Source organism: Tenacibaculum aquaeponti (assembly GCF_052084715.1).
Lineage (GTDB): Bacteria > Bacteroidota > Bacteroidia > Flavobacteriales > Flavobacteriaceae > Polaribacter.
The window spans coordinates 243,584-269,684 of sequence record NZ_CP197288.1; the positions used below are offsets into that span (position 1 = coordinate 243,584).

Sequence of the window (26,101 nt, forward strand, 5' to 3'; positions counted from 1 at the left end):
TTTGTTTATTTTTGAGTAAAAACACAATCTATCAAAATGAAGAAATTAGTATTAGCATTATTTTTAGGTTTATTAACTTTTACTGTTAAAGCACAAGAAGTTGAAACAATCTTAACTTCAGGAAAATGGTTCATTGAATCTATTCAAGAAAAAGGCGAAGAACCTGAATTAGCATCGAATAAAACCGATGAATGGTTAGTATTTTCTAAAGATGGAAAAGTTGAGGAGAATCATTTTGGTGATTCTAAAACCTTTTCATGGACTTACGATAAGAGTAAGAAAATGATTAAACTTTCTGGAGATGAAACAATTTTCCACAGAGTTATTGAAATTTCTGAAAGTAAACTTATCATCGAGTTAGTAGAAGATCTTGAGAACTCAGACGACAATTTAATGATTACTTACGTTAAGTAATTCTAATAATTTTTTTGTCCCCAAAGAAGCTACGTCTTTAATAATTGTTAAATTGTTAAAGGCGTTTTTATTTACCATAGGTTTAGGATCAATGAAATATATAGGTGTACTTTCTTTAATAAAATTGATTAAACTTGCTGCAGGGTAAACTTGCATAGAGGTTCCAATGATAACTAAAACATCTGCTTGTTCAACAATTTCAACAGCTTTTGGTATCATAGGTACATCTTCACCAAACCATACGATGTAAGGACGCAATTGAGAGCCATCTTTAGCTTTATCTCCAATATTTATATCTTTAACCCATTCACAAATAAAATTATCTGTAAGGGAGCTTTTTGCTTTTAAAAGCTCTCCATGCAAATGAATAATATGTGAGCTTTTAGCTCGCTCATGTAAATCATCTACATTTTGTGTAATGATATGTACTTCAAATTTATCTTCTAACTTTTTCAGATTATAATGAGCTTCATTAGGTGAAACATCAAATAGTTGTCTTCTTCTTTGATTGTAAAAATCTAAAACCAATTCAGGATTATTTCTAAAACCTTGTGGTGAAGCTACTTCCATAATATCATGACCTTCCCATAATCCATCAGCATCTCTAAAAGTATTTATTCCGCTTTCTGCGCTAATTCCAGCTCCTGTAAGTACAACTAATTTTTTCATGTTTCTAAAGTAATAATTTTTATAAGTTTGCGGTATGATAGATGAAGAATTATTACAATATTTAGAAGGTTACGTTACAGACAATAGAAAGCAAACGTTTAAAGAAGTATTAGATAATAGAACTAAACATTTTACTGTTGTTTTAGAGAATGTTTTTCAACCACATAATGCAAGTGCGGTAGTAAGAAGTTGTGATATTTTCGGAATTCAAGATGTATATACTGTAGAGAATAGCTATGTAAATAAAGTTTCTAGGAAAATAGCTAAAGGGAGTCAAAAATGGTTAGATTTTCATCGATTTAAATCTCAAAATAATAACACTCAAGAATGTTACGAAGATTTAAAAAGTAAAGGATATCAAATTATTGCAACAACACCACATAACGATTCCTGTTATTTATCTGATTTTGATATTACCAAAAAATCTGCTTTTGTTTTTGGAGTAGAAAGAGAAGGTGTGTCTGAGTTTATGATGGAGAATGCAGATGGTTATTTAAAAATTCCAATGGTAGGCTTTACAGAGAGTTTAAATATATCTGTAGCAGCAGCTATTATACTTCAAGATGTAACAACTCGATTAAGAAAATCAAATGTAAATTGGAAATTAACAAAAGAAGAACGACTAGTTATTTATTCAGAGTGGATTGAAAAATCAATTAAGAATGTAGATAAGTTCAAAAAATTTTATTTGGAAAATAAATAATTAAATGTTCACTAATTTTGGATTTATTATATTATAATTTTTTCTATATTATCTACATTCTTAATTGATTTTATGAGCTTCTTTGAAAAGAAATGCTATAAGTTTTATTAATTTCCATTGAAGAATTTATTTAAACTGTTTGAATCCAGATATTGAAATACAATTCAAATTTTCTTCTTGAAATTTTGATGTAATTAAAGTGATTTTATCAATGTGTTTTTCTTTGATTTCAATAACATTTAGTTTCACAATCCTACGGTAAATTAATGAAATCTACTTTAGTGTGATGCTTATTCCCTAATTCGTTTATAGCTAAGGTTTTAAATTGATAAGGAGCACAACACGAAGTAGAAATGATAATAATTTTAGTTTTGTTTTTTATTTCATTATTAATAGAAAGAGTATCTCCGATTAATGTTACAAAATTATAATTACTAAAATTTTTCCAACTAAATTTTCATCTTAAATGGCTTGAGAAAAAAACTAGATTATTAAAATAATAGAAAAGCTACAATGAATACTTTTTTTCATAAGTGCTTCAGAATATTTAAGATTTAAATATAAGATTATTGTTTTATTATTTTTTTCGATTTTTTCCCATCAATAGATAAAAAGTACATACCTGTATTTAGCTTACTAATATCAATCTTTTGATTTGAAATATTTCCTTTTAAAACGATCTTACCACTTAGATCATTAATAATATATTTCTTGTATTTATCACTAGATATATTAATGAAATCCTTTGTAGGATTAGGATATAAAATACTTGTATCTTTATCAAACTTATCAGTATTAAGTCTATTTAAATTTACTCTCCATACACCATGACCAAATTGTTGAGCCATGTATAAATAATTATCATGAAATTCTAATCCCCAAACAGGGTTAGCAAGATTGTCAACAATCACTTCAGGAATAGGATTAATATCATTTATATTTATTTTTGAAACTTTATTACCATTATCATTTGTTGAAAAATACAAATCATCTCCAACAAATAACAGTCCTAAAACTCCTCTAACAGCAATAACTTCATTTATAGTAGGATTAGAAACAGTAAGATCTATTTTTGATATTTTTCTATCAGTAGCTTGAACAAAGTACAATTCATTATTATGAATTTTGAGATCAACTAAATTACCTAAACCACTTAGTACTTCAACAGGAGGAGTATCCAAGTCTAATAAATTATACTTAATAATTTTACCACCATTGTAATAAGCAGCATACAAATCATTATTATATATAGCAGTACTAACTAAAAATGTATCAGAAGCTATTTCTTTTAATTTAGTAGAAGTATTATTGGTTATATCAAATACAGTCAAAGTATTAATTCCCGGTACATAAAGAATATTACCAACTTTTTTAAAAAAGCCAGGGAATCTAATATCATTAATAAATTCATTTAGTGTAGGAGTTGTTTCTTTTAAATTTACTCTGTAAATTTTTTGTTTTCCAACCGATCCTATTAATAAATCATCTCCTTTAACTAATAACCCAACTGGATTACTTTGGAAGCCAGTTGAAATAAAAAAGTCTGCTTGTGCATTTGAATTCAGATAAATAATGAAAAGAATAATGTGTAAAACGTAGTTTTTTCTCATAACATTCAATTTTGTTTAATTATTTAGTTTTAAAAAGGCTTAAATACAGGGAAATATAGCTTAGTAAAAATTAATCATAGCAATATTAAATTTTAAGCGGTGCAAATATAAATATTAATCTATAATAAACTTTATAATAAAAAAACTTATTTAGTTTAATAACAAGCTTATGGCCAAATAAAGAAAATTTTATGAATTAATTTTCAAAGTTTAAGTTTTCAGGTTTTTTCTAACTTTTCTCTTCCAGTTATTTTAGTTATTTCTATTTTTACTTCAACTTTTGAATGATCTAACTATAATTTTAACTTTTTACTTAGAAGTCTTCAGAAGAACAACTTTGTATTAAAATACTTAATTCAAAAGCATGTAACTTTTTCGAATTTGATAGGTTACTCAAACTTAGTTGTTAAAAAATCATACACCATTTCTTTGGTAATATGTTTCCCGTTAGCTAACTCTTTAATTTTTGTAAAAGGAAAAACATAAGTACAACCATTACTATACTCTGAGCAGCCATAAGCAGATTTACCTTTTAAAATAGTACCTTTTTTACATTTAGGACAGGTAATTTTATCAGGAACAGCTTTTGCTTTTTCTGTACCACTTTGTTTAGGTTCTAACTTTAAATTGAAATGATCATCAAAGCGAACTAAACCTTCTACTTTTCCGTGTTCAGTTTTCCAACCTTTTAAATTCGTAGTACATCCTTTATCAAGTAATCGAATTAATTGACTTTCAGAAATATTTTTCTCTAAGAAAGAGAATGGGAGTTTAAAACCACAACCGTTTTTATAATTCGAACATCCGTAAGCAGAACTACCTTTTAACAAGTTTCCTTTTTTACATTTCGGACATTCTTTTCCAACTACTGTCTTTTTAGTAGTTGTTTTCTTTTTTGTTTTTTTCGCAGTCGCATTTTCTGTATTATTTTCTGCAGAAAGTCGAACAGTTTTTTTACTAGAACGAACTTCATAAACTAATTGATCTACCATTTGTTTCATTTGTTTAATAAATGTACTTGCATGGTAATCTCCACGTTCAATTTCTTTTAAACGCTTTTCCCAAAGTCCAGTAAGTTCAGCAGATTTTAAAAGTTCATTATCAATTAATTGAATTAAATCTATACCAGTTTTAGTTGGTAGAATTAATTTTTTCTGACGTTCAATATATTTACGTTTAAAAAGTGTTTCTATAATACTTGCACGTGTAGATGGACGACCAATTCCATTTTCTTTCATTAACTCTCGCATTTCATCATCGTCTACTTGTTTACCAGCAGTTTCCATAGCGCGTAATAAACTTGCTTCTGTATAATTTCTTGGAGGTTTGGTTTCCTTTTCTAAGAAACTTGGTTCATGCGTACCTTTTTCTCCTTCTTCAAAATTAGGAAGTAAACTTTGATCTGAAGTTATTTTTTTAGGCTCTTCATTGAATTCAAAAACAACACGCCACCCTTTAGTTAAAATCTCTTTTCCGGTAGTTTTAAAAGATACATCATCGGCTTTACCAATAACGGCTGTATTGGCAATATCACTATCAGGATAAAAAACAGCTATAAAACGACGAACAATAATATCATAAACTTGTTGCTGATTGTATTGTAAATTCGTTTGAACTCCAGTAGGAATTATAGCGTGGTGATCTGTGACTTTTTTATCATTAAAAACACGAGACGATTTCTTAATTTTCTTACCTAATAAAGGCTGAGCTATTTCAGCATAATTAGTTAAATTTTTAAGAATACCAGCAACTTTAGGATATATATCATTTGGTAAGAAAGTAGTATCAACCCTTGGATAAGTAACTACTTTCATTTCATATAGTTTCTGAACAATTTTTAAGGTTTCATCAGCTGAAAATCCAAATTTATTATTGCAGTAAACTTGTAATCCAGTTAAATCGAAAAGTTTAGGAGCATAATCTTTTCCTTTTTTCTTTTTTACAGAAACAATTTCAAAATCCGATTCTTTTACTTTATCTGCGAATTTTTGTCCATCTTCTTTCTTTAAAAAACGACCTTCTTCACAATTAAAGAGTGTATCTCTATAAGTAGTTTGAAGTTCCCAATAGGGTTGAGGCTTAAAATTTTCAATTTCTAAATGACGATTAACTAACATCGCTAGGGTTGGAGTTTGAACTCTTCCTATTGAAAGTACTTGTTTGTAGCCACCAAATTTAACAGTATATAAACGTGTAGCATTCAATCCTAATAACCAATCTCCAATTGCTCTAGAATAACCAGCGTAGTATAAATTGTTATAATCTTCTTCTTTTTTAAGGTTATTGAAACCTTCTTTTATAGCTTCTTCTGTTAATGAAGAAATCCATAATCGTTCTACTTTTCCTTTGTAATCAGCTTGGTTAATTACCCAGCGTTGTATTAATTCTCCTTCTTGCCCTGCATCTCCACAATTAATAACCACATCGGCTTTTTCAAATAGTGATTTAACAATATTAAATTGTTTTTGGATTCCAGAATCAGCTGTGACTTTGGTTCCAAATTTCTCTGGAAGCATGGGTAAATTGTTCAAATCCCAGCTTTTCCAGTGAGGTTTATAGTCTTTTGGTTCTAAAAGTGTACATAAATGACCAAAAGTATAGGTAACGGCATAACCGTTTCCTTCAAAATATCCATCATGTTTGGTGTTGGCTCCCAAAATGTTAGCGATTTCTCTTGCCACACTAGGTTTCTCAGCGATACAAACTTTCATTATTCATTTTTAATCGCCGAAAAATAGTAAAATTGATATAATAATTCTATTTTTAGGCGTTATTAAAGTAATTAATAAAAATACGAATCCCTAAAATTAGAAGAATTATGAGAAAAGCTTTATTGTTATTATTGTTAGTTGTTTCAGGATCTGTGTATTCACAAATCGAATTTATTGAAACAAGCCAAAGTGAAGTTGTAGGAAAAATTAGTTATGTGTATTTAGAGAAGGTTGGTGAAAATGATTACAATTTTTTCTTTAAAAACATTAATGCAATCGGCCATGAATATGTAAGCTTTAGTTTTAAAAATATAGATAACGATATAGATAAATTATATAATGGATTAATGGCAGGTTTTCAAAGCGTACCAAGAGATCCGTTAAAAATGAAAGCAAACGGACAAATTGTTTGGTTAAAGTATTCTAGAGAAGATGGAGAAGCTTTCTTACAAATTCAAATGACTAGTGGAGATAATCCTGTAGATGTTGAAGAAAATGTAAAAGTATCTAGATTATTAACTGCTGAAGATGTCACAAAGTTATTCAAGAAATAAGTAATAGCTTAAGAAAATAAAAAAGCGTTTCTAAAATTAGAAACGCTTTTTTATTTATGAATTCAAAAAAGACTTTAATTCTTCGTAAGTACTAATTTGAATAGATTCTTTCTTTTTTGTTATGATTTCTTGAATTTCTTCTGGGATAGGAATTTTTTGAGATAATGTTTCCTCAACCACATCTAAAAATTTTACAGGATGTGCAGTTTCTAAAAACACACCAAACTCTTTCTCTTGTAAACCATAAGTTTCTAAACCTAAATAACCAACAGCACCGTGAGGATCTGCTACATAATTAGATGTTTTGTAAATTCTTTTCATTGCATCTTTAGTAAGATCATCTGAAAATGAAAAAGAAGAGAATCTAGTTTTTAAATCTTGAAAATCGTTATTAAATAACTTTTGAATTCTAATAAAATTACTCGGATTTCCAACATCCATTGCATTAGATATTGTAGCTTTAGAAGCTTTAGGTTCGTATTTCCCTGCTTTCATAAATTGAGGAACAGTATCATTTACATTTGTAGCAGCGATAAAATGTTTAATGGGTAAACCTAATTTTTGAGCCATCATACCAGCGCAAATGTTTCCGAAATTTCCACTTGGTACAGAAAAAACAATATCTGCATGTTGTTTGTATAGTTGTTTGTAAGCAAAGAAATAATAAAACATTTGCGGTAACCAACGTGCTACATTTATAGAATTTGCAGAGGTTAATTGTCGTGTAATACCTTCATCTAAAAAAGCAGATTTAACCATGTCTTGGCAATCATCAAAAACTCCATGAACTTCTAAAGCAGTAATGTTTTTACCTAAAGTAGTTAATTGTTTTTCTTGAATTTCACTGACTTTACCACTAGGATATAATATAACAACATCAACACCATTTACACCTAAGAAACCATTAGCAACTGCCCCTCCAGTATCTCCAGATGTTGCAACTAGAACAGTTACTTTATCTGGGTTTTGAGAATTAAAGTAACCTAAACACCTAGCCATAAATCTAGCACCAACATCTTTAAAAGCTAGAGTAGGGCCATGAAATAATTCCAGAGTTCCAATGTTTTCTTCTAAAGAAACAACAGGAAAATCAAAATCAATAGTCTCTGAAACGATTTTTTGTAAAGTTTCTTTAGGAATTTCATTTCCAACAAACTGTTTAATTGCTTCAAAAGCAATTTCTTCATTAGAATATTGATCAATATTAGTAATGAACTCTTTAGATAAAGGTTGAATTTCTTCGGGGAAATATAAACCTCTATCAGGAGCTAATCCTTGTATTACAGCTTCACTAAAAGAAACAGATTTAGCATTATTATTTAAACTATAGTATTTCATGATTAATTAGATTCTAATATGGTTACTCCTTGTGTGTTTATTTTTGATAACACCATGGTATAATCGATACCAGTTTTTTGATATAATTCATCTATTTGTTGATGTACTTTTTTAGCTGTTTCTTCCCCTTTACAAAGTGCAAAAATTGTTGGTCCAGAGCCTGATATACTAGCACCTAAAGCACCGTGTTTTAAAGCTGTTTTTTTAACCTCATCGAAATACGGGATTAAATGTTTTCTTGCAGGTTCAACAATAATATCTTTAAGAGAATTAGTTATAGATTCATAATTATTAGTATATAAACCACTAATTAAACCACCTACATTAGCCCATTGTGTTACAGCCTTTTTTAAAGATATTTCTTCTGGAAGAACTTCTCTAGCATCTTTAGTTTTTACTTCTACCTGAGGATGAATTGCAACTAAAATTAATTCTGAAGGTACAGGGATTTTAATAATATTTAAAGGATAATACTGTTGTACCAATATAAAACCACCATAAATTGCTGCTGCGACATTATCGGCGATAGGAGTACCACAAGCTATCTGCTCTCCTAGCATAGCGAATTTAGTTAGCTCCAATTGGGTAAAAGGCTTTCCTAATAGTTCATTAACAGCAAAAGCAGCACCAGCAGAACTAGCAGCACTACTTCCTAATCCACTACCTGGAGCATATCCTTTATGAATTTCAATTTCCAAACCAAAATCAACAGGATGTTTTTCAAACATGGATAAAGCAACTCCACTAGCAGCATTTTTATCTGTTTCATAAGGTAAGTTAGCACCAGTAATTTTTGTTATTTTAATTCCTTTCTCTTCGGTTTTTGTAAATGTCATTGTATCTCCAATATCATTAACTGCAAAACCTAAACAATCAAAACCGCAAGAGACATTGGCTACTGTAGCTGGTGAAAATATCTTAATTTGATTCATGTCGTACTTTTTTAATTATTACCAACTCTAATTACATCAGCGAAAATACCTGAAGCTGTTACATCTGCACCAGCACCAGCACCTTTAATTTGTAGCGGCTGAATAGGATAACGATCTGTAAAAAACAGTACAATATTGTCGCTTCCTTCTAAATTATAAAAAGGGTGATCTTGTGGAATATGTTGTAAACCAACTTTAGCTTTACCATCTATAAATTCAGCGACATATTTTAATTTACAATTTTCATTATTTGCTTTAGTATAAATTTCTTGAAAATGAGATTCAAATTTTGTTAAGCTTTCATAAAAATCTTTATTGTTTGAAGTATCTAAGCTTTCTTGCGGTAAAAATGATTGATTTTCTATATCTGATAATTCTAGTTCATAACCACTTTCTCTTGCTAAAATTAAAATTTTTCTAGCAACATCTACACCACTTAAATCAATTTTAGGATCAGGTTCTGTATACCCTTCTTTTTGAGCTTGTTCTACAATATCATGAAAAGTATTAGTATTATTAAAATTGTTGAAAACAAAGTTTAAACTACCAGATAAAACAGCTTGTATTTTATGAACACGATCACCTGAAGCGATAAGGTTTTTTAAAGTATCAATAATAGGTAAACCAGCTCCAACATTAGTTTCAAATAAGAAAGGAGCGTTAAATTGTTTAGAAACTTTTTTTAGTGTCTTATAATTGTTTAATTCAGAAGCACAAGCAATTTTGTTACAAGTAACTACTGCAATATTGTTTTCTAAATACTGTTGATACATTTCTGAAACATTTTTATTAGCAGTATTATCAACGAATACACTGTTTCTTAAGTTTAACCCTTTAGCTTTTTCATGAAAAATATCTAAGCTAGTAGTTTCTCCCTTATTTAAAAGTAAATCTTTCCAATGTCGTAAATCGATTCCTTGTTCATCGAAATACATTTTTTTAGAATTTGAAAGGCCTATAACTCTTACATTGAGTTTAAGTTGTTCTTGTAAATATTCTTTTTGTTGTTGTAATTGTGCTAAGAATCGATTTCCGACATTACCTACACCAGTAACGAAAAGATTTAATTGTTTGGTTTGATCTCCAAAGAATTGTTCATGTAATGTGTTCAATGCTTTTTTAGCATCTGAACTTTTTATCACAGCAGATATATTTTTTTCAGAAGCACCTTGCGCAATAGCTCTTATGTTTACATTATTTTTTCCTAAAGCACTAAACATTTTTCCACTTAATCCTTGATGATTTTTCATATTATCTCCAACTAAAGCTAATATGCTTAAACCTTTTTCAGTATGTATAGGATCTATTTTTTTTAGATTAATTTCTATGTTAAATTTTTTACTGATACTAGTTACTGCTTTTTCAGCATCTTCTTCTAAAACCCCAACACAAATTGTATGTTCAGACGAAGCTTGTGTTATTAATATTACATTTATATTATCTTCAGATAAAGCTTCAAATAAACGTTTAGAAACTCCAGAGATACCAATCATTCCACTACCTTCAATGGTTAGTAAAGCAATATTTTCTATATAACTAATTCCTTTAACCGATGAATTTTTGTTAGTATTTAATGTGATTAATGTACCTTCATCTTTAGGAGCATTTGTGTTTTTTATTACCAGTGGAATTCTCATTTCTCTTACAGGTTGAATTGTAGGAGGGTAGATAACTTTAGCTCCAAAATGAGACATTTCCATTGCTTCTTGATAGGATATATGACGGATAGGTTTTGCTTGTTTTACAATAGATGGATTTGCAGTGAACATACCACTAACATCTGTCCAAATTTGTAATTCTTCCGCATGTACTGCTGCAGCATAAATTGAGGCAGTATAATCTGAACCACCACGTCCCAAAGTAGTTGTTTGGCCATTGTAACATTTAGCAATAAAACCTGGTAATACTACAACTTGAAATTTATTGTTGTTAAAATAAGAAGAACAATTACTATAAGTTGTTTCGAAATCTACTTGAGCTTTTAAATAATTATCATCTGTAATTATTAATTCCTGGCTGTCTTTATAAGTTGCATTTAATCTTTCTTTAGCTGCCTCAGATATAATATATGAAGATAAGCGTTCTCCGAAACTACTTATAATAGCTTTAGCTTTAGGAGAAAGTTCTTCCAATAAATAACAGCCTTTATATAAGGTTTTTAATTGATTGAATAATTCATTTGTACGTTCTATAACATTGTTAGAATTATTACTAATTAAATTTTCAATAGTTTTTAAATGGTGTTGTTCTACTTGATTAATTAAGTTCAAATAACTGTCATCTTTATTTTTTGCAAGTTGAGCACTTTTTAATAAAGTATCTGTAGTTTTACCAAACGCAGAAACTACTATTGCTAATTGATCTTCTTTTGATTTTTCTTCAATGATGTTCAAAACCTTTTTTATGTTTTGATAATCTTTAACTGATGAACCTCCGAATTTTAGGACTTTCATTTTAAGTGAATTAAGGTAAAATGATTATTTTGTGTGATTTATTTTTAGTCTTTTTTTAAAAAAAGACTTACCCCGAGAATTATATGTAGAAAAACAACCCCAAAAGGGTCGTAATAATTGTAGAAATAATCGTGTAAGCGAATCCAAACGTAGTAGTTACGTCTTTAAGAACATGAATATTTATTTTATCCGCTTTCACGCCGATAAAAGTACTATTAATTTTTTAATAAAAAAATGGAGATATATTTTAATCCATAAAAATTTACATATAATCTTTAGGAAAAGAAAAGGAGTTGTTTGTTAAAGTATCAATTTGATAAAATAAACTGCTTTTAAGTAGATATATTGTAATTCTATGTCGATTTATATTTGTAATAATTTTGTATATCATAAAAATGATGTTTTCTAAAAAAATTAATGATTCCATTCATTTTTGATATAATTAAGAGCTTCAATTAGAGCTTTTTTACTCGATTTAGGAGTGAAATTTAATTCAGATTTGGCTTTATTGATGTCATAATCTTGTTTTAAACCATAAAACATATCAATATATTCTTTTTGTAATAGAGGTTCTTTTCCCGTTATTAAACTTCCAGTTTTCATAAAAAAGGCAATTATATAAAGTAATGGTTTCGGTATTTTTGGGGGAGTTTTTAACTTTAATTCAGGAAATGTTTTAGCAGCTATAGCTACACTTTCTTGAATAGAGGTATGTGTTTCATTCGCTAGAATATATCGTTCACCATTTCTTCCTTTTTTCATGGCAGAATAAGCTCCTAAAGCAACATCTTTAACATCAATCCAGTTTAAAGTAATATTTGTATCAGCAATCATTTCACCATCTAAAATCTGTTTTACTAATCGATTGGAGTAACTTAATTGATGAGCTTTACTACCAATCATAGCTGATGGTAAAATAAGTACAGTTCTAATATTAAATTTTTTGCCCAACTCTAAAGCTAATTTATCCGAATCATTTTTAGAATTGTAATACCAATTTCTTCGATCTGTATTATAGCCATTGCTTTCTTTTGCTGGAAGTTTAGTAAAATCCAATGAAGCTACAGAACTCACATAAACAATATTTTTTACGCCGCTTTCATTAGCTGCTTCAAACAGTTTTCTTGTGCCCTCTACATTGTTATCATAGATGTCTTTTTTTGGATTTTTTGACCACATTTTAAAAGACGCAGCTACAGCATATATATTCGTAACTCCATAAAATGCTTTTATCATAGCGTTTTTATCCATAATATCAACAGGCAAAGTTTTGCATCCTAATTCAGATAAAATTTTTCGGTTTTTAGGATTTCTATATGTTGCAATTACGTTTTCACCTTTTTCTAAAAGTATTTTACATAGATTATAACCTAAATGTCCGTTAGCACCAGTTACTAAAGAGATTTCATTCATAATTTTAAAGTTTGGACCAAAATTGATCTTTTAAAATGATGAAAAAAATGACAAATGTTAGAAAACTTGTTTTCGTATTCTACTTAATGAAGATGGTTCTATACCTAAATAAGAAGATAAATCACTTATTGATACTTTTTGAATTAAGGTAGGAGAGTTGTTTAGAAGCTTTAAATAGCGTTCTTTAGCATTTAATGTTTGAAAATCTTGTAAGCGTTCCATTTTGCAGGATAAAGATTCTTGAAGAATTTTATTTAAAGTAGTTTGAAATGTTAGAGATTTATGTTTAAATACTTGAAAATCTTCATAACCTATTTTTAATACTTCTATGTCTGTTATAGCTTGATAATTTTCGTTAGTGTTTTCTTTACTCATAAAACTATCAAAGTCTGTAAAAAAGTTATTTGGTTCTATAAGGTGTTGAATAACGATTTTTTCCTTTTCATATTCAAAACCCTTTACGATCCCTTTTATTAAAAAAAATATATAATTCACTCTTTTTTGGGAAGTAATAATAAATTCTCCTTTACTAAATTTTTCATAAATGAAGCCGTTTTCTATATAATATAAATCAGAATTGCTTAATTTTGCATAGCTATTAATATAGTTTTTTAGCTGTATCATTTATAGATTTAAATTAATTACTACTAAAAAAACCGCAATGTAAATTGCGGTTTTTTGTTTTTAAAAGTAAAAATTACTTTTTATTATTTTTAAACTTATCGAATTTACTTTCAGTTTTCTTAGGCCAACTATTGTTAGAAGTATCAATATCTGCAGTCTCTAAATCAGGATCTACTACAATACTTTTAACTTCTTTAGTTGATGTAAATACTCTATAAGCTTTAGTGTCATCTCTTCTCCAAATTTGAGCAGGAAATTGTTCACGTTTTTTAGTACCATCAGCATATGTTAATTCTACAATTAAAGGTAAAACTAAGCCTCCAGGTTTTTCGAATTCAACTTGATACATATACTTAGGTATTTCTTTTAGTTTAGCTTTTTTATCAGCTGGTAAACCTTTTATATAATTCTCTAATTCGCTTGGATCAGCCTCTGCTTTTTCAGTAGTTATATGAATTAATTTTCCTAATGATGCAAAATAACCTGGATATTGTTTTTGTAATTGTTTAGTTCTTTCGCTAGGCTTGTTAGTTAAGTATAATGGCTTAACTTCTTTAATTCCTATGTCACAGTAATCTGTAGTATAGAACCAACCTCTCCAGAACCAATCTAAATCCATACCTGAAGCGTCTTCCATAGTTCTAAAGAAGTCAGCAGGAGTAGGGTGCTTAAACATCCAGCGTTGAGAATATGTTCTAAAAGCATAATCGAATAACTCTGGTCCCATAATTGTTTGTCTTAACATGTATAAACCAGCAGCAGGTTTTGTATAAGCATTTGGACCAAAATTTTTCACATAATCTCCTTGAGACATAATTGGAGATAAATTTTCTTGATCGTAGCTCATGTAACGAACAATATCTTTAGGTAAGTTATTTGTATTAAAATTAGGATCATAATCTAATTCAGCTAAGATTTCTACAAACGAGTTAATACCTTCATCCATCCAAGTCCATTGGCGCTCATCTGAATTTACAATCATAGGGAAGAAATTGTGCCCAACCTCATGAGTAATTACACCAATCATTCCATTTTTAGTTCTGTCTGAATAAGTTCCGTCAGGATTTGGACGACCATAGTTAAAACAAATCATAGGATATTCCATACCTTGTCTGTCAGCATGAACAGAAATTGCTTTAGAATAAGGATAATCAAAAGTTAATTTAGAATATTCTTCTAAAGTGTTAGCAACTACTCTTGTAGAATGCTCTTCCCATAAAGGATTTCCTTCTTTAGGATATAAAGAAACTGCCATAACAGTTTTCCCGTTAATATCAACTGCCATTGCATCCCATATATACTTTCTAGAAGAAGCGAAAGCATAATCACGAACGTTTTTAGCTTTAAAGTGCCAAGTTTTAGTTTTATCAGTACCTTTTTTCTCGTTTTCTTCAGCTTCAGCTTGTGTTACAATGAATACAGGATCTTTAAAAGATTTTCTAGCTTTTTCAAATCTTTTACGTTGCTCTTTAGTAAGAACTTCTTTTTCATTCTGAAGATCTCCAGTAGCATCGACGATATGATCAGCAGGAACAGTAAGTTTTACATCGTAGTCACCAAATTCTAAAGCAAATTCGCTACGGCCCCAGAATTGCATGTTTTGCCATCCTTCAACATTGTTATACACACATAATCTTGGAAAGAATTGAGCTATGGTGTAAGCTTTATTTCCATCTTTGAATTGTTCAAAACCAGATCTACCTCCATCGGTAACAGAATTATTAATTAAATAGTTCCACTTTATTTTAAATTTGAAATTTGCTCCAGGAGCTAGAGGAGTTGGTAAATTAATACGCATCATTGTACGATTAATTGTATGAGATAAATCTCTACCATCTTCATATTTAACGGCTTCGATTTTAAATCCAAAATCTTTTTTAGTTCCCATATTTTTAGTAACAAAATCTTCTGGAGTTTCAAATAAATTAGCACGTGTAGAGTTTGATAATGGAGTTTTAGAATCTGGAGCACGCATGTTCTGATCTAATTGTAACCATAAATATTCTAAATGGTCTTTAGAGTTGTTATAGTAAGTGATTGTTTCATCTCCATATAATTTATTGTTTTTTTCATCTATACGAAGATTCATTACATAGTCAACTTTTTGTTGTGAATATTCGTGTCCTGGTGCACCTGAAGCTGTTCTATTCGAATTAGGTGTGGCTAAAACATCTTTTAATTGGCGAAATTTATTATTATCTACATGACCTTTTTGAGGCTTTTTTTCAGTATCTTTTTTGGTTTCTTGACCATATACTGAGGAAGTGATTAAGATCACAGTAAGTAGTAAAGCTGATAACTTTCTCATTATAAAATTTAGTTGATTTTAAAATAATTTTTTGAAATTAAAGAAATTATATTGGTAAGTTAAAATTTGTTGTAAAAATTAACAAAGTTTTATAAAAATAAAGCCGATAGTTTAACTATCGGCTTTATTAATAATTATCCTTTGACCTTATTTTTAAATTTTTGAAACTTATTATTTTGTTTCCTTGGCCAACTATTATTTTCAGTATCTACATCTGCAGTTTCTAAATCAGGATCAATTTCAATATTTTTGATTTCTTTATCAGAAGAGAAAACTTTAGTAACTTCATTATCGTTAAGTCTCCAAATTTGAGCAGGATATTTTTTCCTTTCTTTTGTTCCATCTGAATAAGTAAATTCAACAATAATAGGCATTACTAATCCTCCAGGTTTATTATATGTAATTTCATAGTGGTATTTTGATTTTGGATTTTTCGCAGTTCCGAAACCTAAACCTTCAGTTTTATCTTGAATAAAATCGACAGTGTCTCCTTTTCCAGGTTGAGTATAGAATTTTTTAACAGCTTTAATTCCTATGTCTGTAACATCTGTAGTATAAAACCAACCTCTCCAGAACCAATCTAAATCCATTGCTGAAGCATCTTCCATAGTTCTAAAGAAATCTGCTGGTGTTGGGTGTTTAAATTTCCAACGCTTAGAATATGTTTGGAAAGCATAATCAAATAATTCTGGCCCCATAATAGTGTTTCTAAGTATATATAAAGCGGTGGCTGGCTTACCGTAAGCATTATTTCCAAAGCTGTATACATTATCTCCTTTAGACATAATAGGAGCAATTGTTGCTTGATTACCATCCATATATTTTATTATGTTTTTAGGCAATCCTCTTACAATAGGGAAATTAGGATCATAATCTAATTCAGCTTGCATTTCCATGAAAGAATTTAATCCTTCATCCATCCAAGTCCATTTTCTCTCGTCTGAGTTCACTATCATAGGAAAGAAATTATGTCCAACTTCATGAACAGTAACTTTGATCATTAAATATTTTGTTCTATCAGAATAAGTTCCATCAGGATTAGGACGTCCTGGGTTAAAACAAATTTGAGGATATTCCATTCCCATTTGACCATCTACAGAAATTGCTTTGTGGTATGGGTAATCGAAAGTATAACGAGAATATGTTTTAAGAGTTTGTGCAACTGCTCTTGTAGAATGATCACCATATAAAGGATTTGCTTCTTTAGAATATAGTGAATAACCCATTACATTTTTTCCATTAATATCTACAGCCATAGCATCCCAGATAAACTTTCTAGATGTTGCAAAAGCATAGTCTCTTACATTTTTTGCAGAAAATTTCCATGTTTTTGTTTGTTTAGACTTATTTTTTTCAGCTTTGGTAGCTTCTTTTTGAGTAACAATTAAAACAGGTTTATTGTAGGTTCTTCTAGCTTTAGCTAATCGCTCTTGTTGCTTTTTAGTTAAAACTTCACTTTCATTTTGTAAAACACCAGTTGCACCTAAAATATGATCTGAAGGAACAGTAATATTCACATCAAAATCACCAAATTCTAAAGCAAATTCACTTCGTCCCCAAAATTGGTCATTTTGCCAACCTTCTACATTATCATACACACATAATCTTGGGTAAAATTGTGCTATAACATAGTTGTTATTGTTATCTTTTGGGAAATGCTCATAACCAGATCTACCTCCCTGAGTTCTGTGATTGTTTATGTTGTACCACCATTTGATATTAAATTTAAAAGTACCACCTGCAGCTAATGGTTTAGGTAAATTAACACGCATCATTGTTCTATTAATGATATAAGGTAATTTACTACCATCTGCATTGGTTACTTCAGTAATTTTAAAACCACCATCAAAAGGTTTTTCTGGAAAGAAACGGTTAAAGTTACGCTTACTAATGTTTTTTGGAACTTTAACAGAAGTAATATCCGGAGTTTTAGAATCTGCAGCTCTCATATTTTGGTCTAATTGCACCCATAAATATGGAAGTTCGTCTTCTGAATTATTATGATATACTATTTGTTCACTACCAGTTATTCTCTGTTTCTCATCATCTAAAAAGATGTCCATTTTATAATCAACTTTTTGTTGAGTATACTTTTTTCCTGGTGCACCTGAAGCGGTATGAACTTCATTTGGAGTCGCTAAAAGATCTTCTAATTGTTTGAATTTATTTTCGTTAGTATGACCTTTCTGCGTTTTTCTAGTTCTACTTTGTGCATCTACAGAAATTGTGATAGCAAAGCAGATTAGAAAAAATGAATAAAAAATTTTTTTCATTATCTGTTTATAATTTGAATGTAAGATTTGATAAAGTTAAAGTTTAGTAAATATATTGATTAAAACTTTAACAAACCTTTATCATTTTTTTTAGTTAGAAAAAGGCTTTTTCGATCTCCATTTACTTTTACTTTTATTAAGTTTTGTTGATCGGAGAAGTGTTGAACTAAAACATCATTTTCAACTTCAATACTTTTTACTTCATTTATGTTTTCAATTTCTAAATAGAAGTAAACGATATTTCCATCATATTCTTTACCAATAAAATTATAGTCTACTTGTTTTTCATTAATAGAAATCTTAAAATGATTTTTTAAGTATTTAGTAAGGTAAGAATCTGTATTTTGATGTTCCTTTTGAGTGTTTAATTGTAGGTCAGTATTATAATCAGTATTGATAGCTTTTTCTATATCATCAACAAAAACATTCATAATCATTTCTACTGAATTGTTTGTAGAATTATGCTCAATTTCTGTTAATGCAATGTAGTATTTGTGATCAGTAAAGGATAAAAATGAAATCCCTATAAATAGAATTAGAATTTTTTTCATGACTTGTAAAGCTTCAAAAGCTGAGCCAAATTATTGATTTTTTATAATAAAAGTGAGTTTAGTCCTTTAATTTTTTCAAATATAAAATACTTTTTTCTTTTAAGTTCTCAATAACTTTAAAATGTTCTTCTCGTTGTACATTCATTGTAATTTCATCATCGATACTATAATTGATAAAATTAAGTATTTGATCTTCTGGAATTTTAATTGTTTCTGTAAAGTTTTGTTTACCAACAATATTCATTATTCTTTCTGGTAAATGATCACGAAATACTTCTTTTTTAATACGTTGTTTTAATCTTTTTTCTTCGCTCGAAGTGAATAGAGAAAATTGAACTAATGTTAATCCTTCAAAAGCTAAAATTGGATCTGATTTCATTTCAGATTCACTTTTCTTAATAGCACTAGATAACACAATATTATCTGTTGTTTTTACATTTTCAAATTTAGTTGCTTTTTTTGATTTTTCTACTCCGATATTTTTTGGAGTTTTTTTAATATCTGATGTAAGTCTTTGTAATAATGTAGTTTTTTTTATTTCAATTTCTTCTAGAACGCGTTCTTGTATTTCTAAGAGAATATTAATTTTTTTTCGATCCATAGTAATTGAAGAAATCTTCATTTTTTTACCATAGTGTTGTATTGAAGTAATTTGAAGAACATCTCCGATTTGAGCATTAATTAAGAAGTATCCTTTAGCATCTGAGAAAGTACCTTCTGCTGATGTTAAGTTAATTACATGAGCGTTATCTACTATTCCTAGATTATCAGAAATAGTTCCAGTTATTTGTGTTCTTTGTGCGTAAAAATGAATTGTAAAAATTAAAAATAGAAATATGATTTTTTTCATAGGAAAATAGGTCTAAATGTGAAATAAAAATTCTCATTTAAAATACAAAAAATATTACTCTTTATGAATAAAAAATTATTGTTTTTTTATAATGTTTAAATAATTTTTATGTTCTTTAAAGAAAATATCCATTACTCCAATTAAATCTCCATTTTTAAACTTTTTTTCGATTCCTAATGGTTCACAATACAAAAGGAAATTATGATATTTATCTTTAGGAATACCTAGCTTTTTATGGAAAAAATCATCTCCCAATTTATCTTTTAAAAGTTTAGGGAAACTTTCTTTATATTTTAAATCTTTCTTTTGTTTTTTGTTTTTTTTAGAATTAAAAAAAGAAAGGAAAAAACCAAAATTTATACCTTCAAATTGTTTTGTAGGATCTACAATATTGTTTAAGCGTTTGTTAATTTCATCATTTTTATTGTAATTTAAATTGGCTTCAGGTTTAACGTTAGAAAAATTTAAGGCACCTTTAGAGCTAGCTATGGCTATTTTTTCTAATTTAGGATCTCTTGTTTTATGAAAGGCACTAAATAAATCGCCATTAGTAACTTCCACCTCATTTAATAGGTTACTTTTCAAAAATACTTCACAGTCTAATTTTTTAGATTTTAGAATTTCATTTGTAATTGTAATAATTCTTTTATAGTGTTGAATAGTACTGATCTCTAAAATATCGTTTATCTGTACTTTAATTTCAAATTTACCATTATCATTAGAAATAGTTCCTTTTTTAGTATTTCTATTTAATATATGAGCATTTGAAACAGTTCCAGTTTTATCCTTTATAATTCCATCTATTGTAATTGTTTTTTGTGCAATAGCTATTACAGGTGAAAGAGAGATAAAAAGTATGGTTAATAGATTACGCATTATTTATTATTCTTTAGTTTTTTAAATAATTTAGCTTGCTTTTGAAGAAATTCTATCATTCCAAACTCATTAGATTTACTTATTTTTTTAAAGTCACTGTCGAGGTGACAGAAGTAAATAAATCGAGAAAGATCTGTTGAATCTATTTTTAGTTGATGGATAATATACATTTTATGAGTTTTTTCGATAGCGTCCATTTTTTGCTCGTTTTCAAGAAGTTTCTTCTTTTTTTTAAGTTTAGCAATTCTTCCAGAAAGAGTATTAATAATCAAGTCTAAAGGTACTGGTCCAGCACTAGATGAAGCTGTAAATATTTCACGATCTATTTGTGGTATTTTTTTAGGAAAAGGATTAAAACCTAATTTTTCCATTAGTAATTGTTCTTCACTTTTCTTAATTATTTTGGCATCAGTTCCTATTGTTCCACTTAAATATGTTTTTTTTACTTCAACTTCTTCTAATAAATAATCTTTCAGAATTAAAACTAATTCTAATCGTTTATTTTTTATAATTACGTTGGCAATTATTAAATTTTCTTCTTCATGTTGGATTGAAGTAATTTTTAATTCATCACCTAGTTTTACAGGTAAAACGAAATTACCATTTTCGTCAGAAAAAGTCCCTTGTTTAGATGTAGTATTGATGATATGTGCATTAACAACCTTTCCTGTAGTATCGGAAAGACTCCCTGAAATTTCTATTCTTTTGCTCTGTGAATAGGATAAGAAAGAAATGAGTGAAATAAGATAAAGTAATAGTTTTTGCATATAATTGGTTGAAATGCAAATTAAAGAACTATACTTCTTAAAAAGTTTTAAGGACTCTGTAAATATATGTTAAAGAAAGGCGTGAAGTAAGTTTTGTTTTTGTTAATTATTTTCTTTTTCTAATGTTTTATATAATTGAGCTTGCTTTTTTAAGAATAAAATTAAGTCTAAATTTCCGTTATCATAAGCATTTTTAAAACCATTGTCAAAGTGTGAGAAATATAAAAACCTTGAAACTTCTGTAGAATCTATTTTTAAATCATTAATAATGTAACTTTTATATGTTGATTTTAGTTTTTCTAATTTATCATTATTGTCTAGTATTTCTTTTTGTTTTTCAAGTTTGTCTATTCTTCCTGAAATAGAATTAATAACATAATCTACAGAAACAGTTACACTTATTAAATTATATTGTATGCCACCAGCATAAGCTGTTTTAATTTCTCTCTCAATTTTAGATAGTTTTTTAGGAAAAGGATTAATTCCTAAATTTTCCATTACTTTTTGACGATCACTTTTGCCTATTATTTTAGCGTCAGTTCCTAACCTTCCACTTAAATATGTTTCTTTTATTTCAACCTCTTCTAAGAGATAATCTTTAAGAAATAAAGTTAAATCCAGCCGTTTGTTTTTAATGATAACATTAGCAACTATTAGGTTTTCCTCTTTATGTTGTATGGAAGTAATTTTTAATTCATCTCCTAATTTTACAGGAATAACAAAGTTACCAGCTTCATCCGAAAAAGTTCCTTGTTTCGAAGTAATGTTTATGATATGAGCATCTATTACTTTACCAGAACTATCTGAAAGTGTACCAGATATTTCTATTCTTTTATTTTGAGAATAAGAAAGGATAGAAAAAAATAAAATTAGATAAAGTAATAATCTTTGCATACAATTAATTGATTTACAAATAAAAGAACTATCCTTCTTAAAAAGTTTTAATACAGCTGTAAATTTTTGTTAATTTGAATTATGAAAAGATTAATCATAGCAAGTACTTCAACCGTTCATGGTAGCGGATACTTAGAATATATTTTACCGGAATTATCAATTTTTTTCAAAAATGTAAATACAATTGTATTTATACCTTATGCACGTCCAAGTGGAATTTCTTATGATGTTTATACTGCTAAAGCTAAAGAAGCTTTTGAAAAAATAGGAATAAAAGTAAAAGGAATACATGAATTTGATAATCCTGTAGATGCAGTTAAAAATGCTGAAGGAATCTTCACTGGTGGAGGAAATACTTTTGAATTGGTAAATCAATTATACAAGAATAATGTAATTAATATTCTTAAGGAAGTTTTAGAAAACGGAACTCCTTATTTAGGTACAAGTGCAGGAAGTAATATTTGTGGAGTAACCATGATGAATACGAATGATATGCCAATAGTATATCCACCGAGTTTTGATACCATGGGATTAATTCCTTTTAATATCAATGCGCATTATTTAGATCCAGATCCAACATCGAAACATATGGGGGAAACTAGAGAAACAAGAATTAAAGAATATCATGTTTTTAATGAAACTCCTGTTTTAGGTTTACGTGAAGGAAGTTGGTTGCAAGTAACTGACAATCAGGTTTTGTTAAAAGGAGAATATACTGCTCGTTTGTTTAGAAAAGATGCAGTAGCTGTAGAATTAGATACAGATACTATAATTAAACAGGAAACATTGAGTTAAAAATCGAATAATTTGTAATTTTGTGTTTTATTAACACAAACCTATGCCAGCAATTCAAAATATTAAGGTAGCTGTAGATGCAGTTGTTTTCGGTTACGAAGCCAAGAAAATTTCGGTTTTATTAATAAAAAGAGGAGTAGCACCTTTTAAAGATTCTTGGGCATTACCAGGTGGATTGGTTATGGATGATGAGTCTTTAGAAGATGCTGTAAAACGAGAATTAAAAGAAGAAACTGGAGTTAAATTCGATTATCTAGAACAGCTGTATTCTTTTGGAAAACCTGGTAGAGATCCTAGAAATAGGGTAGTATCTATTACATATTTTGGATTAGTACGTCCTAATCACTTCACTATTAAAGCAGACACAGATGCTAATGATGTACAATGGTTTTCGTTAGATGATTTACCAGAATTAGCTTTCGATCATCAAATGATATTAGATATGGCTAAAGATCGTTTAAAAGCTAAATTGCAATATCAACCCATAGGTTTTGATCTATTAAATAAAGAATTTCCGTTTTCAGACTTAGAAAATTTATACACTACAATTTTAGAACACAAGATTGATCGTAGAAACTTCAGAAAAAAAATATTGAGTTTTGAAATTGTAGAAGAAACCGACAAAATTCATCAGCAAGGTAGCGGTAGACCTGCAAAACTCTTTAAGTTTAATAAAAAGAAATACGATCAATTAGTACAAGAAGGATTCCACTTTGAAATTAAGATAGTGTAATTTTTACACAAATTATTTTGTCAGTTTGTTTTTATGTTTTAGTTTTGCGTAAAAAAAACACAAAAATGATTTTCAATTTAGATTCAACATTTGAACCATTAGGAGGTAACCAAGTAACATTTAAATCGTTCACTTTTTCTGGAGGAGAACCTCACATTAAAATATCGTCTGATTTAACTAATGTTGAAAAAGTAACGATAACAACTAGAGTTACTTCTTTTAATGATGTAGGATTGTTATTGTGTGCAGTTGATGCTGTTAAAAGATGTGGAGTAAAAATAATCAGTCTCTTTATACCATATTTTCCAGGAGCAAGACAAGACAGGGTTATGATACCTGGAGAACCATTAACGGTAAAAGTGTACGCGGATTTGTTAAATAGTTTGAAATTAAATGAAATTACTGTTTTTGATCCACATTCTGAAGTTACTCCAGCAGTTTTAAATGATTGTAAAGTGATAACTAATTATAAGTTCATTGAAAAAGTAATTGAAAAAATTGGATCTGAAGTGTTATTAATTTCTCCTGACGGAGGAGCTTTGAAAAAGATATATAAAGTGTCGGAATATTTAGGGGGAATTGCTGTAGTAGAATGTTCGAAAAAGAGAAATGTAACAAACGGAAAACTGGAAGGTTTTAAAGTTTACGAAGAAGATCTAAGTGGGAAGAATTGCTTAATTGTAGATGATATTTGTGATGGTGGAGGAACTTTTATGGGGTTAGCAGATGAACTGAAAAAGAAAAACGCAGGTGATTTATATTTAGCTGTAAGTCACGGAATTTTTAGTAAAGGAGTAAAACATTTAAAAGAAAAGTTTACAAAAGTGTTTACAACAGATAGTTTTAAAGATGTTGAAGACGTTCAGCAGATAAAATTGGAAACGCTTATGTAATAATGTCAGTTCGAGTAATTCCGATTTATCGGGATTGTATCGAGAACTATTTAAGAGATGAAAACTTCTCGATAAAAATTGAAATTAATCTTGTAACGTCATTCCGAATTTATTTCGGAATCTCATAAAACTATCAAAGAATAATTCGTGATGAGAACCTGAAACAAGTTCAGGTTGACGTAAGTTTATTATTACAAATTGTAGATAATTATAAAAAAATGAAACTGAAATTAAAAAATTATAAAGAACAATTGAATGAATGGCCAGAATCAGGTCATCATATCATGGCTCAATACGATGAAGAAAAAGTAATTGTATATCAGTCATACAGACCAGCGATCGGGAATTTTGCTGTGAGAAACCAATTTTTTGGAGGTCCATTTAAGTATACAAGAATGACTTGGATTAAACCAAACTTTCTATGGATGATGTATAGAAATGGTTGGGGAACAAAAGAAGGTCAAGAAGTTGTTTTAGCAATTCATTTAAAAAGAACAGCCTTCGAACGCTATTTGAGTCAGGCTGTGTATTCGAGTTATCAATCGCATTTGTACGAAAATGAAGAAGCTTGGAAAGAAGAAGTTCAAAATTCAAACATTCGATTACAGTGGGATCCAGATCATGATCCGTATGGAGCAAAACTAGAACGTAGAGCAATTCAATTAGGAATCAGAAACGAAGAAATAGTAAAATTTGGTAAAGAAGATATTATTGAAATAGAAGACATATCAGCATATGTGAATCAACAATATCAATTCGTATTAAACAAAAATTTAGATGCCTTAGAGCTTCCAGAAGAAAAACCATATTTGAGTTTTAATGAAGAAGTAAATCGGTTTTTGAAGATTAATTAAATAAAATTAAGAAAAAGTGAATAGAGCAGGAAGAAAAATAAAAGCAGAAGAGACAGTAAAAATCTTTGAAGATGGTTTTTATTATGATAAAAATAATAGTCGAGTAGAACTAAAAACAGATATAGATAATTCAGTAAAAAACACAGTACATTATACATCTGAAGATTTAGATGAATTAAATGATAACGTAGTTTTAGATAAAAATTTCGATACGATTTTTGAAGTAACTAATGAAGATTCAATTAGTGCAATTTTAAGATTGTCAAAAAATGAAGAAGTAATGTGTTTAAATTTTGCCTCAGCAAAGAATCCAGGAGGAGGCTTTTTAAATGGTTCATTAGCACAAGAAGAAAGTTTAGCATTATCATCAGGATTGCATGAATCTCAAATGAGTGTTTTTGAATTTTATGAAATGCATAGAAAGATGAAATCTTGTTTGTATACAGATAACATGATTTACAGTCCAAATGTGCCAGTCTTTAGAGACCATACAACAGAGCTTTTATCAGAATATCAACAATGCAGTTTTATTACTTCTCCAGCAGTAAATTTAGGAGCAGTAAAACGTAATGAACCGAATAAAGTTGAAAGTGTTCCAAAAGTGATGAGCAGGCGTATTGAAAAGCTTTTAAGTCTAAGTTATGCAAAAAAACACGATACTTTGATTTTAGGTGCTTGGGGATGTGGAGTTTTTCAGAATGATCCTAATGATATTGCAAAGTTGTTTAAATCGCATCTTGACAATAAGTTTAAAAATCAATTTAAAAGAGTAGTCTTTGCAATCTATTCAAAAAATGAAAAGTTTATAGAAGCATTTCAAAAAGAGTTTGATTAAATATAATTTGGAGTTGGTGCCTGAGGTACTCGAAGGCACCAATTCAAAAAA

23 protein-coding genes are annotated in these 26,101 nt (G+C 28.8%); 8 read left to right on the top strand and 15 right to left on the bottom strand.

All coding sequences use genetic code 11. From position 1 onward, the window contains the following. Positions 1 to 36: 36 nt before the first annotated feature. Positions 37 to 414: a lipocalin family protein gene (locus ACSIGC_RS01145; RefSeq protein WP_442266349.1), complete on the top strand. Its 378-nt coding sequence runs from the start codon at positions 37 to 39 to the stop codon at positions 412 to 414. Here ACSIGC_RS01145 and ACSIGC_RS01150 read toward each other — a convergent pair. Further along, positions 391 to 1,083 carry an SIR2 family NAD-dependent protein deacylase gene (locus ACSIGC_RS01150; RefSeq protein WP_442266350.1) on the bottom strand — a complete coding sequence of 231 codons (693 nt, stop codon included), beginning with the start codon at positions 1,081 to 1,083 and terminating at the stop codon, positions 391 to 393. The genes ACSIGC_RS01145 and ACSIGC_RS01150 overlap by 24 nt on opposite strands. A gap of 34 nt (positions 1,084 to 1,117) precedes the next feature. Here ACSIGC_RS01150 and ACSIGC_RS01155 point away from each other — a divergent pair, with 34 nt between their 5' ends. Next, complete coding sequence (locus ACSIGC_RS01155; protein ID WP_442266351.1) at positions 1,118 to 1,786, top strand: TrmH family RNA methyltransferase; 669 nt, start codon at positions 1,118 to 1,120, stop codon at positions 1,784 to 1,786. A gap of 566 nt (positions 1,787 to 2,352) precedes the next feature. Here ACSIGC_RS01155 and ACSIGC_RS01160 read toward each other — a convergent pair. Then, a complete protein-coding gene (locus ACSIGC_RS01160) occupies positions 2,353 to 3,396 on the bottom strand; it encodes a T9SS type A sorting domain-containing protein (RefSeq protein WP_442266352.1) in 1,044 nt (347 codons plus the stop codon). Between the two features lie 389 nt (positions 3,397 to 3,785). After that, entirely contained in the window at positions 3,786 to 6,107 is a 2,322-nt protein-coding gene (locus tag ACSIGC_RS01165; RefSeq protein WP_442266353.1) for a DNA topoisomerase 3, read from the bottom strand. A 107-nt stretch (positions 6,108 to 6,214) separates the two neighbouring features. Here ACSIGC_RS01165 and ACSIGC_RS01170 point away from each other — a divergent pair, with 107 nt between their 5' ends. Beyond that, on the top strand, positions 6,215 to 6,661 hold the full coding sequence (locus ACSIGC_RS01170; RefSeq protein WP_442266354.1) for a hypothetical protein: 447 nt from the start codon (positions 6,215 to 6,217) through the stop codon (positions 6,659 to 6,661). Between the two features lie 54 nt (positions 6,662 to 6,715). On the opposite strand, the gene thrC is transcribed toward ACSIGC_RS01170, so the two are convergent. From thrC to ACSIGC_RS01230, 12 genes are all read right to left on the bottom strand, one after another. After that, a complete protein-coding gene (thrC, locus tag ACSIGC_RS01175) occupies positions 6,716 to 7,999 on the bottom strand; it encodes a threonine synthase (protein ID WP_442266355.1) in 1,284 nt (427 codons plus the stop codon). Positions 8,000 to 8,001: 2 nt separating this feature from the next. Beyond that, positions 8,002 to 8,931: a homoserine kinase gene (locus ACSIGC_RS01180; protein WP_442266356.1), complete on the bottom strand. Its 930-nt coding sequence runs from the start codon at positions 8,929 to 8,931 to the stop codon at positions 8,002 to 8,004. 11 nt (positions 8,932 to 8,942) lie between these two features. Next, a complete protein-coding gene (gene thrA, locus ACSIGC_RS01185) occupies positions 8,943 to 11,384 on the bottom strand; it encodes a bifunctional aspartate kinase/homoserine dehydrogenase I (protein ID WP_442266357.1) in 2,442 nt (813 codons plus the stop codon). 414 nt (positions 11,385 to 11,798) lie between these two features. Continuing rightward, positions 11,799 to 12,797: an NAD-dependent epimerase/dehydratase family protein gene (locus tag ACSIGC_RS01190; protein WP_442266358.1), complete on the bottom strand. Its 999-nt coding sequence runs from the start codon at positions 12,795 to 12,797 to the stop codon at positions 11,799 to 11,801. Positions 12,798 to 12,854: 57 nt separating this feature from the next. Beyond that, the gene (locus ACSIGC_RS01195; protein WP_442266359.1) at positions 12,855 to 13,421 is read right to left on the bottom strand and encodes a Crp/Fnr family transcriptional regulator; all 567 of its coding nucleotides are present in this window, start codon (positions 13,419 to 13,421) and stop codon (positions 12,855 to 12,857) included. Between the two features lie 73 nt (positions 13,422 to 13,494). Next, positions 13,495 to 15,729, bottom strand: coding sequence for a M1 family metallopeptidase (locus tag ACSIGC_RS01200; RefSeq protein ID WP_442266360.1), 2,235 nt, complete (start codon positions 15,727 to 15,729; stop codon positions 13,495 to 13,497). 134 nt (positions 15,730 to 15,863) lie between these two features. Then, positions 15,864 to 18,002 carry a M1 family metallopeptidase gene (locus ACSIGC_RS01205; RefSeq protein ID WP_442266361.1) on the bottom strand — a complete coding sequence of 713 codons (2,139 nt, stop codon included), beginning with the start codon at positions 18,000 to 18,002 and terminating at the stop codon, positions 15,864 to 15,866. Between the two features lie 59 nt (positions 18,003 to 18,061). Next, on the bottom strand, positions 18,062 to 18,553 hold the full coding sequence (locus tag ACSIGC_RS01210) for a DUF6702 family protein (RefSeq protein ID WP_442266362.1): 492 nt from the start codon (positions 18,551 to 18,553) through the stop codon (positions 18,062 to 18,064). A gap of 58 nt (positions 18,554 to 18,611) precedes the next feature. Beyond that, a complete protein-coding gene (locus ACSIGC_RS01215) occupies positions 18,612 to 19,403 on the bottom strand; it encodes a hypothetical protein (protein ID WP_442266363.1) in 792 nt (263 codons plus the stop codon). A gap of 75 nt (positions 19,404 to 19,478) precedes the next feature. Continuing rightward, complete coding sequence (locus ACSIGC_RS01220; RefSeq protein ID WP_442266364.1) at positions 19,479 to 20,279, bottom strand: hypothetical protein; 801 nt, start codon at positions 20,277 to 20,279, stop codon at positions 19,479 to 19,481. Then, entirely contained in the window at positions 20,279 to 21,046 is a 768-nt protein-coding gene (locus ACSIGC_RS01225; protein ID WP_442266365.1) for a hypothetical protein, read from the bottom strand. The genes ACSIGC_RS01220 and ACSIGC_RS01225 overlap by 1 nt, the downstream gene beginning before the upstream one ends. Before the next feature lie 102 nt (positions 21,047 to 21,148). Then, positions 21,149 to 21,940, bottom strand: a complete 792-nt coding sequence (locus ACSIGC_RS01230; RefSeq protein WP_442266366.1) for a hypothetical protein — start codon at positions 21,938 to 21,940, stop codon at positions 21,149 to 21,151. An 81-nt stretch (positions 21,941 to 22,021) separates the two neighbouring features. Between ACSIGC_RS01230 and pepE the strand changes: the two genes are divergently transcribed. The 5 genes from pepE to ACSIGC_RS01255 all read left to right on the top strand — a co-directional run bounded on the left by pepE (position 22,022) and on the right by ACSIGC_RS01255 (position 26,050). Next, entirely contained in the window at positions 22,022 to 22,735 is a 714-nt protein-coding gene (gene pepE, locus ACSIGC_RS01235; RefSeq protein WP_442266367.1) for a dipeptidase PepE, read from the top strand. A 43-nt stretch (positions 22,736 to 22,778) separates the two neighbouring features. Next, positions 22,779 to 23,468, top strand: coding sequence for an NUDIX hydrolase (locus tag ACSIGC_RS01240; RefSeq protein ID WP_442266368.1), 690 nt, complete (start codon positions 22,779 to 22,781; stop codon positions 23,466 to 23,468). Positions 23,469 to 23,533: 65 nt separating this feature from the next. After that, entirely contained in the window at positions 23,534 to 24,361 is an 828-nt protein-coding gene (gene prs, locus ACSIGC_RS01245; protein WP_442266369.1) for a ribose-phosphate diphosphokinase, read from the top strand. 218 nt (positions 24,362 to 24,579) lie between these two features. Then, entirely contained in the window at positions 24,580 to 25,215 is a 636-nt protein-coding gene (locus ACSIGC_RS01250) for a DUF4291 domain-containing protein (RefSeq protein ID WP_299840071.1), read from the top strand. A gap of 16 nt (positions 25,216 to 25,231) precedes the next feature. Then, a complete protein-coding gene (locus ACSIGC_RS01255) occupies positions 25,232 to 26,050 on the top strand; it encodes a TIGR02452 family protein (protein WP_442266370.1) in 819 nt (272 codons plus the stop codon). Positions 26,051 to 26,101 lie beyond the last annotated feature (51 nt).